12 protein-coding genes are annotated in these 14,997 nt (G+C 34.2%); 3 read left to right on the top strand and 9 right to left on the bottom strand.

The annotated features are described in order from the left end of the window. Positions 1-7: 7 nt before the first annotated feature. Positions 8-2,521 (bottom strand): cation-translocating P-type ATPase, encoded by a 2,514-nt coding sequence (locus EHQ43_RS10720; RefSeq protein ID WP_135771204.1) that lies wholly within the window; start codon positions 2,519-2,521, stop codon positions 8-10. A gap of 52 nt (positions 2,522-2,573) precedes the next feature. Here EHQ43_RS10720 and EHQ43_RS10715 point away from each other — a divergent pair, with 52 nt between their 5' ends. Further along, positions 2,574-3,923: a C69 family dipeptidase gene (locus EHQ43_RS10715; protein ID WP_135771203.1), complete on the top strand. Its 1,350-nt coding sequence runs from the start codon at positions 2,574-2,576 to the stop codon at positions 3,921-3,923. Here the strand turns inward: EHQ43_RS10715 and EHQ43_RS10710 are convergent. Genes EHQ43_RS10710 through EHQ43_RS10695 form a run of 4 tightly spaced genes read right to left on the bottom strand, consistent with a single transcriptional unit; the run spans position 3,900 to position 10,555 of the window. Then, the gene (locus tag EHQ43_RS10710; protein ID WP_135771202.1) at positions 3,900-5,084 is read right to left on the bottom strand and encodes a glycerate kinase type-2 family protein; all 1,185 of its coding nucleotides are present in this window, start codon (positions 5,082-5,084) and stop codon (positions 3,900-3,902) included. The genes EHQ43_RS10715 and EHQ43_RS10710 overlap by 24 nt on opposite strands. A 6-nt stretch (positions 5,085-5,090) precedes the next feature. Continuing rightward, on the bottom strand, positions 5,091-7,352 hold the full coding sequence (locus EHQ43_RS10705) for an NAD(P)-binding domain-containing protein (protein WP_135771201.1): 2,262 nt from the start codon (positions 7,350-7,352) through the stop codon (positions 5,091-5,093). 42 nt (positions 7,353-7,394) lie between these two features. Beyond that, positions 7,395-8,699 carry a sensor histidine kinase gene (locus tag EHQ43_RS10700; protein ID WP_135771200.1) on the bottom strand — a complete coding sequence of 435 codons (1,305 nt, stop codon included), beginning with the start codon at positions 8,697-8,699 and terminating at the stop codon, positions 7,395-7,397. After that, on the bottom strand, positions 8,696-10,555 hold the full coding sequence (locus tag EHQ43_RS10695) for a PP2C family protein-serine/threonine phosphatase (RefSeq protein ID WP_244242764.1): 1,860 nt from the start codon (positions 10,553-10,555) through the stop codon (positions 8,696-8,698). The genes EHQ43_RS10700 and EHQ43_RS10695 overlap by 4 nt, the downstream gene beginning before the upstream one ends. A 492-nt stretch (positions 10,556-11,047) precedes the next feature. Between EHQ43_RS10695 and perRA the strand changes: the two genes are divergently transcribed. Beyond that, a complete protein-coding gene (perRA, locus tag EHQ43_RS10690) occupies positions 11,048-11,476 on the top strand; it encodes a peroxide-responsive transcriptional repressor PerRA (protein ID WP_135742888.1) in 429 nt (142 codons plus the stop codon). A gap of 30 nt (positions 11,477-11,506) precedes the next feature. On the opposite strand, the gene EHQ43_RS10685 is transcribed toward perRA, so the two are convergent. Next, on the bottom strand, positions 11,507-11,878 hold the full coding sequence (locus EHQ43_RS10685; protein WP_135771198.1) for an LIC11742 family lipoprotein: 372 nt from the start codon (positions 11,876-11,878) through the stop codon (positions 11,507-11,509). Between the two features lie 109 nt (positions 11,879-11,987). Between EHQ43_RS10685 and EHQ43_RS10680 the strand changes: the two genes are divergently transcribed. After that, a complete protein-coding gene (locus EHQ43_RS10680; protein ID WP_135753018.1) occupies positions 11,988-12,965 on the top strand; it encodes a ketopantoate reductase family protein in 978 nt (325 codons plus the stop codon). Between the two features lie 16 nt (positions 12,966-12,981). On the opposite strand, the gene EHQ43_RS10675 is transcribed toward EHQ43_RS10680, so the two are convergent. From EHQ43_RS10675 to EHQ43_RS10665, 3 genes are read right to left on the bottom strand one after another with little or no spacing between them, the layout of a single operon-like run. Next, on the bottom strand, positions 12,982-13,296 hold the full coding sequence (locus EHQ43_RS10675; protein ID WP_135742885.1) for an ArsR family transcriptional regulator: 315 nt from the start codon (positions 13,294-13,296) through the stop codon (positions 12,982-12,984). A 22-nt stretch (positions 13,297-13,318) separates the two neighbouring features. After that, positions 13,319-13,699 (bottom strand): DoxX family protein, encoded by a 381-nt coding sequence (locus EHQ43_RS10670; RefSeq protein WP_135742884.1) that lies wholly within the window; start codon positions 13,697-13,699, stop codon positions 13,319-13,321. A gap of 50 nt (positions 13,700-13,749) precedes the next feature. After that, positions 13,750-14,994 (bottom strand): Crp/Fnr family transcriptional regulator, encoded by a 1,245-nt coding sequence (locus EHQ43_RS10665; protein WP_244242763.1) that lies wholly within the window; start codon positions 14,992-14,994, stop codon positions 13,750-13,752. Positions 14,995-14,997 lie beyond the last annotated feature (3 nt).

Raw genomic sequence — 14,997 nt, 5'->3', positions numbered from 1 at the left:
CACCTTTTTAGTTTCTGCGGAGCCACTTAGAAACAGAAACTTTTGTCATATCATAAAACAATACTCCGATAAATGCAACAAGTATCGCTACCATGAATTGGAGAAAATTTAACGGTACAAATCGAAATAATGAATTCATACCAGGCAGATAAATGGAAAGCAATAGAACTCCGACTGTTCCAATAAATACATAGTAAATCATAGAATTTTTGATTCTCATCCGACTCCACATCGATTCATGTAAGGAACGATTTGCTAAAATTAAGAATAAGTTGGAAAAAACAAGAGTCACAAATGTTGCTGTACTGACAGCTTGATTGGAAGATGAATCTTTTAAAAATTTAAGTGTGATCCAATATGTGGACACAACTGACAACAATGAATAAAAACCCTGGATTAGAGAATTCGTAAATAATTCTCGATCCAATAATGGTTCGGCTGCATCCCTTGGCATACGTTTCATCAGATCAAATTCCGCATCTTCATTTTCAAAAACGATCGTACAAGTTGGATCGATTACCATTTCCATAAAAACAATGTGTATGGCCGACAAAACAATGATTGGCCAATCAAATAAAATTGGGAAAAAAGTAATCCCTACGATGGGAATATGGACTCCAATTAAATACCCTAATGCTTTTTTGAGATTGTCAAAAATCTGTCTGCCAATCCTGACAGATTCTAATATGGAAGAGAATGAGTCGTCTAACAATACGATATCGGCAGCTTCTCTCGCAACATCTGTTCCTCGTTCGCCCATAGCGACTCCAATGTTAGCTGTTCTCAAAGCAGGTGCGTCATTTACGCCATCACCAGTCATTGCTACAATTTCACCTTTGGATTTTAAAATTCGAACAAGTTTCCATTTGTCTTCAGGACTAACTCGTGAAAACACATTACAGTCATTCAAAACTTTGGTTAATTCAACTTCACTTAATAGTGATAACTCCTTGCCCGTATACACTTGTTCAGAATTTTTTAATCCAATTTGTTTTGCGATATTTTTTGCCGTTTCAGGATAATCGCCTGTTATCATAATCACACGTATACCCGATTCGTAAGCGGTATTTATAGCCGTTGGCACTATTTCACGAATCGGATCTAAGAAAGAAATTAAACCAAATATTGTATATGGTAAAGAATTTCTTTGATCTGGAATATTTTTTACAGGTGATGTTGACTTTGCTACTGCTAATACTCGATATCCTTCGTTTGCAAGTTCATTTGTTTTTTTTGTCCAAAAATCTAGATCCTTTATACCCAATTGACATAACTCAAATACTGCTTCAGGAGATCCTTTCACATAACAAACATAACTATCATCTTCCTTTAAAACTCTAACCATAGTTAACTGCTCAGGAGTCAAAGGAAAATCTTTAATTGATAATAAAGACAAATCTCCATTTTGATAGAATTCGTTCATACAATCCGTGATAGCTATATCCATAGGATCAAAACTAGGATGTTTTGATGCAAAATATGCGAATTGTAAGATCTCCTTTGAAGGTTGCGAAATGTCAGATCCAAATTCTATATTTTCTGCATTTTCTTTAGATGTAATTTTCCCGACCTTCATTTTATTTTTAGTGATAGTGCCTGTTTTATCTGAACATAAGACAGTTGCTGCCCCTAATGTTTCAATAATAGATGATCTTCGTACTAATACATTTTTAGTACTCAAACGATAAGCCCCTAACGCAAAAAAGATTGTCAGTACCAAAGGTAACTCTTCTGGCATCAAACCAATAGCAAGCGTTAAACCAGATAATAAGCCTTGCAACCATAGTGATTTTACAAAACCAAAATATAATGCTAAAATGATACATAAACTGGCAGCTACAAAAAACAAATTTCTAACTAGTTTTGTAACTTCAATTTCTAATAAAGTTCTTCCTACAGATTCCTCTGCAATTTTTTTACCGATTTTTCCGATTTCTGTATGGTTCCCAACTGCATTTATTCTACAAATCCCTTCTCCACCAACAACCAAAGCACCACAATAAACTAAATGTCCTACAGGCTTATTTACCGGAATTGACTCACCAGTTAACAATGATTCATCACATGAAAATAATCGATCAGATAATAGTTCGGCATCCGCTGGAATGCGGTCTCCTTCATTTAAAATGATGAGATCACCAAAAACCACGTCTCTCCCTTCAATTCGAAAAATTTTGCCATCACGTATGACATTTGTACGAGGGCTGGCTAACGATCTAAGTGCTGAAATTGCCGTTTCTGTTTTTTTTTCTTGGTAAAAAGTGATACAAATAATTCCAACAACTGAACATAACAATAGTAAGGCCTCACCTCGGTCACCAAGTAGTAAGTAAACTATACTAATGGAAATGAGAAGCAAAATCATTGGTTCAGTGACAACGCCAAATAACATCCGAAAGAAACTATTTTTATTGGAAGTACTGATCTCGTTTGCACCGTAGACTGAACGGTTCTTTTTTACCAAATCGGAGGTTAACCCCATCGTCATGAATTCTGAAAATTGTTTCGGTATTGATTGCATTTTTACTCGAATTTTGGTTTGAAAAATTTAGATTTCAGAATAACATTCTAGAATGTGTGATACATCCCTTGCCACTGAAAAATTTACAAAAACTCAAAAAAGAATCTTTGCAAAAAACTCTGATAGAGAACCAAATGAGGCCCAATCGATACTTCACTTGCCAAGGATCGAACATCCCAAAAATTCAGTTTTAAAGACCACATATATAGAGATTCCACAAACGAACGTTACATTCGAAGTTTTTTTATCGAAACCATTTCATATGTGGGGAGCTGAAATGGGAGTGAATGAATTTGGTGTTTGTATTGGAAATGAAGCAGTATTTACAAACCTTAAGATCAATAAAAAAAACAATGGCTTAACGGGGATGGATTTAATTCGTTTGGTATTAGAACGATCCAAAACAGCCAAAGATGCATTATTTTTAATAACGGAACTTTTAGAAAAATATGGGCAGGACGCTTGCGGTGGTTATCAAAATCAAAGTTTCTTTTATCACAATAGTTTTATCATCGCTGATCGTACAGATGGATATGTCTTAGAAACTGCAGATCGATATTGGGTTGCTAAAAAAATTGATTCATTTTATGCAATCTCGAATGGGTTGACCATTGAATCTGACTTTGATTATTCATCTACTAATTTAATTCAAAAATTAAAGTACAAATCTAATAAAGATTTTTCATTCAAAAATTATTTCAGTGATTCATTTTATACATATATGAGTCACTGCACCGATCGCAGAAATCTACATCAAATCACAGCAGAACAATTTCAAAATAAACATACGACATATAATTCAAAACTTGCGATTGAAACTTTAAAAATTCACTCGATTGACACGGATGAATTTGAACCTTGCAACTCCTCTATGAAATCACTTTGCCTTCATGCAACTGGTCCGACAACACCGAATCAAACAAATGGAAGTTTGGTTGTAGAATGGGACACTTCAGAAACTAATCAAGACCCTATGAGAGTTTTTTATACCGGAACATCAACACCTTGTTTAAGTTTATTCAAACCATTCTTTTTTGGAACAAAAAACTTTATCAATGCATCTAGTTTAGAATCAGATGGGAAGTATGAAGACACTTTATGGTGGTTACATGAATCTATTGCTCGCAAAGCAAATTTTGATTACCAAGGAGTAAGATCGATTCTTGTTCCCTCTCTTGTTGGTTTACAAGAATCGGTATTTACTCTTACAAAAGACTCAATCCCTATACAAAAAAAGGAAGAGATACAATGGAGATTTTTAAAAGACCACGTTAATATACTTAAAAAAATTTATGATGAATTATTAATTTCTAAAATTGGAAAAAGCAGATGGCAGAATCCATTGTTCCAACTTTATTGGAGTGGACAAAATAAAAAATTAGGCTTTCGCACTGTCAACTAACAAGATCAGTATATCATTCACATTGGTACCAGTAGGACCTGTCATTACAAGGGCATCTACATCTTTTAGGATTGGATAAGAATTTGAATTTTCTAATTGTTCTATTGGGTCCCAATGTTTTGCCTTCAAATCGGGTATGGTTTGATTGCCAACAACTCCACCGGCCGCATCTGTAGGTCCATCCGTTCCGTCAGTCCCACCTGATAAAAATGCCCATTCACGATTTACTTTGTGCTTACCTAATAAAATGGCAACCCGAAGGGATACTTCTTGGTTCCTACCACCAAGTCCATTTCCAAAAACAGGACATACCATTTCTCCGCCAAGTAATACGATTTGTTTTTCTGGAGACTCCAATGCAGTTAGAAATTCTTTTTCTATCAAGATAGAAGTTTCCTTCGTTGACTCTGTCCAAGTATCACTGATTTGTTTGGTTTTATATCCTAAATTTGTTGCCTCGAAAACAATGTTTTCGATAGATCTAGAAAGATTTCCTAAGATAAAATAATTACGACTTGGAAAGGTTGGACCTGATCCAATTGAATTTGGATCATCGCCGATGACATCTGAAATCACAAAAGAGAATACTTCTAACTCTTCGTTTAGTTCTTTTAAAAGTTTACCACCCTTTACTGTGGAATATTTTTTCCTTTCCTGGTTAATTTCCTGAATTGTTTTTCCACTTCTTAGTAATTGATCTTGAATGGAAACCAAATCGTTTAATGCATATCCGTCAATCGGTACTTCAAATAAACTAGAAGCACCTCCAGAAAGGAGAACCACTAAACGATCATTAGATCCTAGTTCTTTGAGTATTTTTAATACTTCCATTCCAAAATCGATAGAATTTTGATCAAGAATAGGGTGAGAAGCTTCCCTATATTTCCAAATTGAATCTTCTCTCATTTTTAGCTTTTCTGATGGCAGATGTCCGTACTTTGTAAGTATAAAACCTTTGTTTACCGGAAAATAATGAGAAAATGACATAGCCATCGAATAAGCAGCTTTTCCCAATGCAAAAACAAATAATTTCTTATTCTGATCATTAAATGTTTGTTCTAATCCTGGATTTTTTTTCCAAAAGTCTTCGAACAAAAATTCTGGATTTGCTGCCTTTATTCCCTGCTCAAATAAAAAAAGAATGTCATCCTTAGTTGACATAAATAATTATTTCCTGGATTTCGCTTCTAATTTATCATATTGAATCACTTCCTTTTTCAATTTTCCAAATTCTAAAACATCCGTTGGGCATAATGATACACAAGCAGAACAGCGGACACATTGTACACTATCCATAGCGATTCCCCTGCTTGCATAACCCATCACATCAATTCCTTGGTGACAATTTTTAGTACAAATATTACATGAGATACATTTCTTTTTGTCAGAAAAAATTCTAAATTGGCTAAACCTGGCATAAATATGCATTAAAGATGCTAAAGGACAAAACATTCGGCACCAAACTCGACCTGAATAAAAAAAATAAAATCCTACGCCAACAACTCCTGCAAGACCAATATCAACAACAATATCATATACCCATTTAACCGAATCTGCTATGTTCTCTCCCAATTCTAAATTGGGATAAATCGACTTACCAAATACGCCAATAAGTTTTAAGATTGTGAGAGTAGCAGCTAAGAACAAAATATATTGCCCCGAATGTTCCCATTTATATGCCGTTTTTGAATGAGGCATTTTTTGTCTATATTCATCTCCTAGTGTTTCTGCAAGTCCTCCGCAAGAACATATCCAACCACAATAGGCTCCTTTCCCATAATGGTACACTAACAGCGGAATCAAAATAAAACTAAAAGAAAGTCCATATATTAACCAAAACTTTGTGATACCACCATCATATAAAACTCCCATACTTAATGGCCATGCAAGGATAAATCCATAAGCTTTCCAATAAGAGTCTGAAGGAAAAATTTCTTTTCTTATGAACCCATTCTCACTTCCTAAATAACCAAATTCACCTAACGCAGGTAATATCAGCTCAGGAAGCAAAAATAAAAAGAAAACTTGAACTCCTATTAATGTTAATGTTTGGTAATAAATGTATTGGGTTTTACGAACCAAAATTCTACGGATACCAAAAACTAAAATTGTAAGTGAGTATAAAAATGTATAATGGAAAGCCGGATATTTTCCAAATAAATGGAATTGTTGGTAGGTTGACAAAAAATAAACAGTTAAAAAATAACTAAACGCAAAGAGGTAATAACAAATTTTCAAAACTTTCCATAAATCAAATTTTGTCTGTTTTTTAGCCAATAAGATCCCACTATAACAGATCAAACTGAGAGTGGAAACAAAAGCTGAAATGCTAGCAAGAAAAGAAAACCAAGATGGTCCGTAAAAGGAAGCTTTTCCAAAATAAGCAGCCATTGCAAACGTTACCAATCCCGTAAGTCCCACCCAATCCAAAACTTTTTTTTCATTCTGTAATTTGATTCCAACCCGTTTGAAAAATCCTATGGGTGGAAGTGTTCCGATCATGATAAAAACCAAATCAGCTTTAATTTTTTTTGCGGATTGTTGGTTTTTAATCAAAACTGAAGTAGAGGTAATCTCACTTACCTCAGATTCATAAATGATATTCACCTTTCCTTGTGATTCCAATTCTAAAATTAAGTCTATGTTATCTGATTTTGCTTTGTTAAATTCCTTTCCTCGATGAATGATTGTAGTTTCTTTTGCAAACTCTGCACAAAGGAGTGCAGATTCAATGGCTGTATCTCCTCCACCAACAATCACCACGGATAAACCAGTTGTATCTTTCGGATCAATAAGTCGATAAGAGACATTGGCTTCATTTTCGCCTTTAATCCCTAATTTTTTTGGATCACCTGATTTACCCATTGCGATCACTACTGCATTTGTTTTAAAAATTGATCCAGATTCTGTTTCTAAAACATAACCTACATTTGCTTTTTTAATATTAACAACTCTTTGGTTTGTTTCGATTTGAATAGGATTATCATTTAGGATTTTATTTAAGTCTTTTAATAGATCTTCTTTAACAGTATCAATAATTCGGATGGAAGAATTTGTTATAAAATTCTTTGGTTCCGCAAAGATTGGTTTTTTATTTGGATAACTTTGAATCGTTTGGAAGGGAAGATTTGATTCCAAAACCAAGTATTTTTTTCCTAAACGTTTTGCTTCCATCGCACAGGATACTCCCGCAGGCCCTGAACCAATGATAACGACATCGAGATGGTCGTTGGAGAGTTGCGGAATATATTTCCAAACTTGAACTCCACTTTCGGCTGCCATCTTTAAGAGCGGAACACCTGTTAAGTCTCCAATTACAAAAACATTCGGTAAATTTGTTTCGTAAGAATCCGAAATTTCAGGATAAACTTCGACAGATCCGGTGGGGGAATTTTTTCGTAACCAGTTAAAATAAAATTTGGGCCACATACCTTTCAATTGGACAAGATAGAATTTAAAAAAGAAACTAAATTAAAAAGAGTTTGGAATTTGGATTGTGATTTTTGTACCAAGATTTGGTGAACTTGTCACATTCATCGTACAACCTTGATTTTTAAGCATCTCTTTGCAAACAAGCAGACCTAATCCTGTCCCCTTTTCGCCTTGCGTACCAAAAGTCGTCGGAAAAGGATTTCCATTTTCAATTTGTTTGATTTGATCTTTAGACATTCCAATTCCCAAATCTGAGATGGTTAATTCAGCATATTTACCTAAATGGATTCCTTTGATAGATACTGTCCCATTGGGATACGAAAATTTGATAGCATTAGAAAACAAATTTCGAATCACCGTACTGATCATTCGTTCATCACAAAAAACTTTTATATGATCTGGAACAATTATTTCCCACCTGATCTTTTTATCAGTTGCTTGTAGATCCAATATATCTTTTGCATTTTGAACTATAGAAATTAAACTTAATATTTCCATATGAATTGGGATTTTTTTAGATTCATTTCTTGCCCAATCGAGTAAGTTCTCCAATACTAAAAATGATTGATTTGTACTTTTCTTTAATTCTTTTAAGGCGACGACCAATTCATCTTTTTCAGGTATGTTTTCAGTTAAATATCCTAAAAACGAATTCATCGTACCGATTGGCCCTTTTAAATCGTGCGCTAATATAGAAAAAATTTTATCTTTGTGTGCATTTGTACGAATCATTTCTTTTTGGATTCGGTTCGTATTTCTTAGAAAATAAAACATGATAAGTGCGACAAAGAATAAACTGGATAAAACGGAATTGATTCGAAATAACTCTTGGATAAACGAATCAAATAATAAAGTTCCTTTGATAAATTCACCTGGTTTTCCAAAAAATTCAAACCAAACATAAAATAAGTTATTCGATAAAAATACAATTAAGATCCAGAACTTTTCCTCATAGGAAAACAAAACAAATGGAGCCAATGCAAAAACTAAAAAATAATAATAAAAACCACCAGATTTGCCAAAACTAATAAAGGAAACGAATAACAATGGAACAGAAATCGTAAATACTAAGATGATTCTTGCTAATGAATATTTTTCCTTTTGATTTAAGTATAAAATATAGGATAAAGTACAAATCACGAAAAAGTGAATCACGTTCATTGTCATAACGTTCGGTGCGCCTGCGATTGTAAATAAAATCGAATATTGAATATTTGAAACAATTCCCAGTATCGCGATGAGATTAGAAAGTTGAACTCTAACAGAAGTTTGTAAGTCTAATTGATTGTTTACTCCTAAGTTTAGAAGATATCGTAATCCAATTCGTTTGATTACAGATTTCATAAGAAATCGATTGTAAAGTATGTTACATCATCTGACAATCGAAAAGTAAATTTTTTGATTTCCTTTTTGATTTTTTCATTTAATTCTTTAGGAGATAACTTATTTCCCTCTAACAGTTGTGTTCTCAATCGAGATTCTCCGAACATTTCTTTTTCACGACTATGGCTTTCCGTTATGCCGTCGGTATAGAAAAAGAAACGATCTCCTGACATAAGTGGAATTGAATAGGTATCCAGTTGCACCTCTTTTTTCCATCCCATGATGGGTCCCCTTCCACCTAATGCTTCTAATCGGTTCTCCCTTAAATTGATATGAAAAGGACTTGGGTGTCCCATGACAGAATAATAAAGAATTTGATTTTTAAGATCAAAATGACTAGCGACTGCAGTGATATAATTCTTTTCGATCACTGGAAGTATTTTCAAATTGATCTCTTTCAAAAACAAAGAAGGGTCTTTTATTTTGGGAGCAATTTCCAAAAAATTAACTTTTAACATACTTGCTATAAGGGCAGCAGCAATACCGTGCCCCAACACATCGCATAACAAAAAAGTTAACGATCCATCTTCATGTATATAATAATCAAAATAATCACCACCAATTTTTTCCATTGGCATAAACATTGAAGCGACGTTTAATTTTTCATATTGAAATTCCATAGGAGGAATCAACTTTGATTGTAAACTGGCAGCCATGAGTAAATCATCATGTAAAAGTTTATATTGTTTCTGAAGTTCTTGTGTTCGAAGAGTGACAATCATTTCCAATGATTCATTTAAATTTCGTAATTCTTTTTTGGTCCTTGAACTTTGTAATGCAATCGCAAGTACTCCAGAAAATAAAAAAGTTAATATTCCATATTGAGTAAGGTATGCATTTTTTCCGGTCAAAACATCGGTCAATACATCAGCAATCCCAAAAAAAGTTGCAATCAATGCTCCGATGGATACAACAATAGCTTCGGAAGATTTTTTATAATTTTTTGCAAGCAACTGAACAAGGATTGGAACTTTAATTCCGAGCAAAACATACCAGACATAAACAAAATAAAATCTAACATCTGGATTTAATTCAAATAATTGAATAAACGCTAATATAGAATCAAATAAAAAAGTTATGAAAGCAACCTTTGTTATCCTTCGGTCTATTAAACTATGAACGAATAACATAATAAATACGGGAAAAATAAACTGACAAAAGAATAATAACCTAACCAATACTTCCGGATGGATATCTAAAAAGTGAATTTTATTTAATGCTGGCAAACGCCAACAAACAAAGAAGATAGCAGTTCCAGCTAAATATAACCCAGATTTGGAAGAACGATTGAGAGCATATCCAATCGCTTGTTGTAAAAATATTCCAAAAAATAAAGCAGCCATTACAATCTGATTTACATCTTCGAATATCATTTTGTCTTTGATTTCATTTTGTGTTCCAAAAATTGGAATCGATCGAAAGAGGCCACATCGAAACTGTGTTTCTCGGCATTCAACATCAATCTCCAGGTGATTATCACCTAACATTAGAATAGAGTTAGGAATTTCATAATAACGAACCTTATGCCAGTAAGGATAATAATTGGGAGATAAACTTCCGGTGGATCCAATTAATTTTCCATTCCAATAGGTTTTGTCTGCTGAGTGGACACGATCTAAGTAAACCGATAAAGATGAATTGGGAAAAGAATTGATAGGAATGATCAAATGGTATTTTCCCTTAAGTGGAACTTGGTATCCCTGTTCAATCAAGGGAACACCTACTTTGACTTTTTTTGGAAAAAGTTCTCCCTCTGATTGAAACGTCCAACCAGAATCCATCGAAACAACTTCACTCGAAAGTGAATAGGTAAACATTAGAAATATAAATACACTCTTGATCATCGTATTGTGCCAGTGTTCAAATGATTTGATTAAAAATTAAAATCAGATCAAACGTATCTTGCTTTCGCTTGGAGAAACATGTCCAGGGATGAATAGGAAAACAAAGGAAGAACACCGAGAGGATTTAAATTGTTTCTTATGGAAGTGCAAGGATTTTTTAAGGTATAAAAAAACAAAAATAAAGTTTATTCTAGCTAAAACGTCAAAAAGAGATCTTTTAGTTTTCGAGAATATGAGAGTTATTCAATAACGCAATCTAACATACGTTAACTTTTACATTCTGGAATTTCTTTTGTACATAAAATTCAATCCGTCCAACTTTTTAAAAAAATACGTTTGATCCCGTAGAAATTGTAGCTAATTTAATGATTTTTCTCTTTTTCCTCAGGAAATTCGATTTCCTTTTGCTTTTAGACTTAGTCTAATTATTGACAAATTTGGCTGGGAGGAGAAATTGCAATGGTAATGGATTTAAGTTACCAAAAAACAAAGGAACTTCTGGAATCTCATGGAATCCGGCCAACATCCCAACGATTGGAAATGGCCCATCTCCTCCTTGAGAAACACCAACATTTGTTTGCGGAAGAAGTGTTCCATTTGGTCAACACCCATTTCCCTCACGCCTCAAGGGCTACCATTTTTAATAACCTAAAACTATTCGCTGAGAAAGGTTTACTCGGGACATTGGAACTTAAGTCTGGTGTTACACATTTTGATTCCAACACAGGTGTCCACCACCATGCATTGAATGAAAATTCAGGTGAGATCATTGACATCGAACTCAATGGATCACTGGAAGAAAAAGTATTATCTGAACTTAAGGAAAGTTATTTCCAAAAGACAGGTAAACAACTTGAGAATGCAAAACTTGTCATCACCCTAAGAGGGAAATGAATTCCCCCTAAGGACAAACAAACATCGATTTTACTTTTTGATTTTGTCTTTGTATTTGATAGCTAAAGCAGATGCATTCCAAATTACACGGTTCCAAACGATGAGTAATATACTCTTTTGGCGTAATTCAAAACGATAGTTGATAATATCATCCCCACCCTTTTCTCTCGCTTGTTTTAAAAGATCGCTATAACCTGTTTCACCAGTTAAAACGAGTAAAAACCATGATACATACTCACCTTGTGTTTCAACAGGTCCAATGATTTGGTAATCATCGGAATTCATAATGTATTGTGTCATATTGGCAGCAAGGCCTGGGCTTCGTAATTCTGTATATATACAATTCCCAAATAATGTGCCGACTAACAACAATGGTATCATACGAAACATAATTTTTTTCATTGGATCCCCATATCTTTTGCAAAGAATACTTTTTTTTTATAGGATTTGGCAAAAGAGTCAATAAAAAAGAGAAGATTTTTCAAAATACCTGTATGAATCTAATCCATAGATGAAAGAAAAATTTCCAACCATCGCAATTTGTGGAATTGGTTCGGTAACTGTCACAATATTACATGCTTTCCACCAAAACAAAGTTCCATTCAAAATCCTCTGCCAAAACCAAATGAGATTAGACTCATTAAAAGAAAAGCCAATACAATTTAAAGGTCCAAATGGAATTACAACAAGTATTAATTTAACAGACCATTTAACATTAATTCAAGATTGCAAACATCAATTTGATTTTATCATTCTTGGATGCAAAAATCAGTCACTAAACGACTATTTGTCCATTACGGATAAATTTTTAAATTCTGATGGAAAATGGATTTTGATTCAAAATGGATTACCGGAAAGTTATTATCCCTCGCTAGGAAACAAATTGATAGGAGGTGTTGTGGGATGGAACACACAAGTTTTACAAGACGGAACCTATTTTCAATCTAATCATGGAAGTTTGATTATAGGTGGAATACAGCAAATAAAACTCAATCCAATTTGGATTTCGTTATTAAACCCTTGGATAGAAGTTATCATCACAGAAAGTATATTAGGGTATCGTTGGCATAAACTTGCTATCAATGCAATTATCAACGGTCTAGCTGCATCAAAACAAATCAGTTTGGGAGAATTATTTTTAAATATAGAAGGAAGGCGAGAAGCAATTTGTATCTTATCGGAAATCAAAAACCTGATGGATCATCTCAATATCAAAGAAGGAGTGGTCCCAGGATCTTTTCCAATAAAGAAGTTAGGTGATGGAATCGGAGCACTTCCCAATTGGATACGCCATTTGATTCTTATTTTTCTTGGATTAAAGTATTATAAAATCAGAACCTCAATGGTGCAAGACTTAGATAACAAACGTAAAACGGAAATCAATTATATCAATGGGGAAGTTGTAAAAATTGCGAAGTTAGAAAATATCTCGGTTCCTTGGAATACAAGAATTCTAAACCAGGTTTTAAAAATAGAAAGTGAATTTTAATCAAATAATTTTGGTTTTACTTTCCTAATTTTAATAATTCAGAAATGGAATGGTTTGCCTCTAAGGGGTGTCGCAGTTTTTGCTCCGTTTGGATGATGTATTGGTTTCGCCTTCCGTCCTTACTTTTTTGGAGAATAGATGCATCCACTAAATCTTTAACTATCGTTTGCACTGCTCTTTCAGTAATCCCAACTAAAATTGCGACATCTTTTAATCGCATTTCCGGATCTTTACTCAAACAGATAAGAACATGAGAATGATTCGATAAAAACGTCCATTGACCAATTTTTTTAGGGGTTTCTTTGGTTTTTCGTTTTAGTTCTTTTGTCATTCGATCTTAAAACCTGTTATAATTATGTAGTTTCGGACCATTTAAAATTGCGTACAGCCCATGCCCAATAAATAAACAAAAATTGAAATGGCAAACGAACATACAATGCCCAAATGGGTACTCCAAAATCCTTACCATCGAGGGCTTCCATAAGCATATTGATATTGGCTGGGTATATCGCGAGCAAAAGTAAGATGATACCGTAACATGCCAAAGTTCTCATGCGTTCATATAAAACCAAAAGCCCAAGGGTGATTTCAGAAAGTCCGCTAGTAACATTCAGCAATTCGTGAAAAGGTAAATAATCGGGCATCATTTCCAAATAAAATTCCGGAGAAAGGAAATGATTTGTACCTGCGACAATATAAAACAAAGCGAGGGAATACACGAAAAACTTTTTCATGACCGAACTAAATCACAACTAAGGAAAAATTGATACTCATTTTAGTCGGTTTAGGCAACAATTTGGCCCTCTTTGGATTTGAAGTGCCCTAATTTTTCCTCTAACCGTTTTCTACTTTTGATCGTAATTCGATTGGATTCGATCACAAGGTTTGTATCCGCTTTGAATTCGTCGATACTCTCTTGTTTTAATTTTATGATCCCACACATATTACAAAGTTCTTCCATTTGAATGTAAATGGTATGGGGAGTGGCAAGGCTTTGGTCTAAATTTCTACCCAGGCGAATGTCTTGGTCGCGGATCGAATTATAAAGATAAGCATACAATCGTGTGACAGGTGTTTTTAGTCTTAAGATGACAAGCCTTTGGTGGGAAAACCATATCCGCCGAGCGATACTCTCAAATATCTTTTGTAATAAGGAAGGTCCGACTGATTCAAATAAATTTTCGGGAGTGACACGTAAAATTTTAGATTTTGTTTCTGTGATGGCAGATGCCATTCTCGGTGCATTGTCTATGAGAGACATCTCTCCAAAAATTTCCCCTGGACCCAAAACATCGATTACATATTCAAATCCTCGGACAATCCCAAAGAGTTTTACATTCCCTTCTAATACCACATAGATTTCATTACTCTTTTCACTTTCTACAAATAGAACTTCTCCGGCTTCCAATGTAGATTGCATATTGTCCCACGGGAAAGGTTTATAGGAAGCGGATACGGATTTAAATAATTCCATAGCCTCAGCTAAATTTTCTGTGGATTGGTTCTCTTTTGACCATTTAAGGAACGCTTGTAAAGAGTATGCAGCTAAGTTTGGTTTTTGCCATGTGAGGTACGTCCGTGCATTTTGTACCAAACGTTCCGGGTGGTATTCTCTGTCTGCTGGTTTGTTTGCTTTTGATAAATGTTTTTGAAGTGTTCTCAATTCCCTGGAATAAAGACCCAAAATCTTCATCGCCAATTCTTTTCTTTCTTTTAGATACGAGCCAAGAAGTCGAATGGGAATCTGAACAAGTTCTACATCTGTATCCGCAAATAATGTGACAAGGAACCTATGTTCTGTTAGTGCGGAGACTAAACCAAAACTATCGCCTGCTTCGTAATAGGCAAGTTCATGATCCACGACAATGTGTTCCGAATCAACCGAAACACGACCCGATTTGACTATGAAAAAATTTCCAGTATTGACGGAATTTTGGACAACAATCGCTGCCCCTTTTGAGTATGTTACAATTTTGATATCTTCTGCGGACACTGAATTAAAAAAATGATTTTTGAAGGTACGAGTCAAACA

This window comes from Leptospira bouyouniensis, assembly GCF_004769525.1.
In the GTDB taxonomy this organism is placed as follows: Bacteria; Spirochaetota; Leptospiria; order Leptospirales; family Leptospiraceae; genus Leptospira_A; species Leptospira_A bouyouniensis.
Note: the sequence above shows the minus strand (reverse complement) of the source record. Positions and strands in the feature narration are given on the sequence as shown.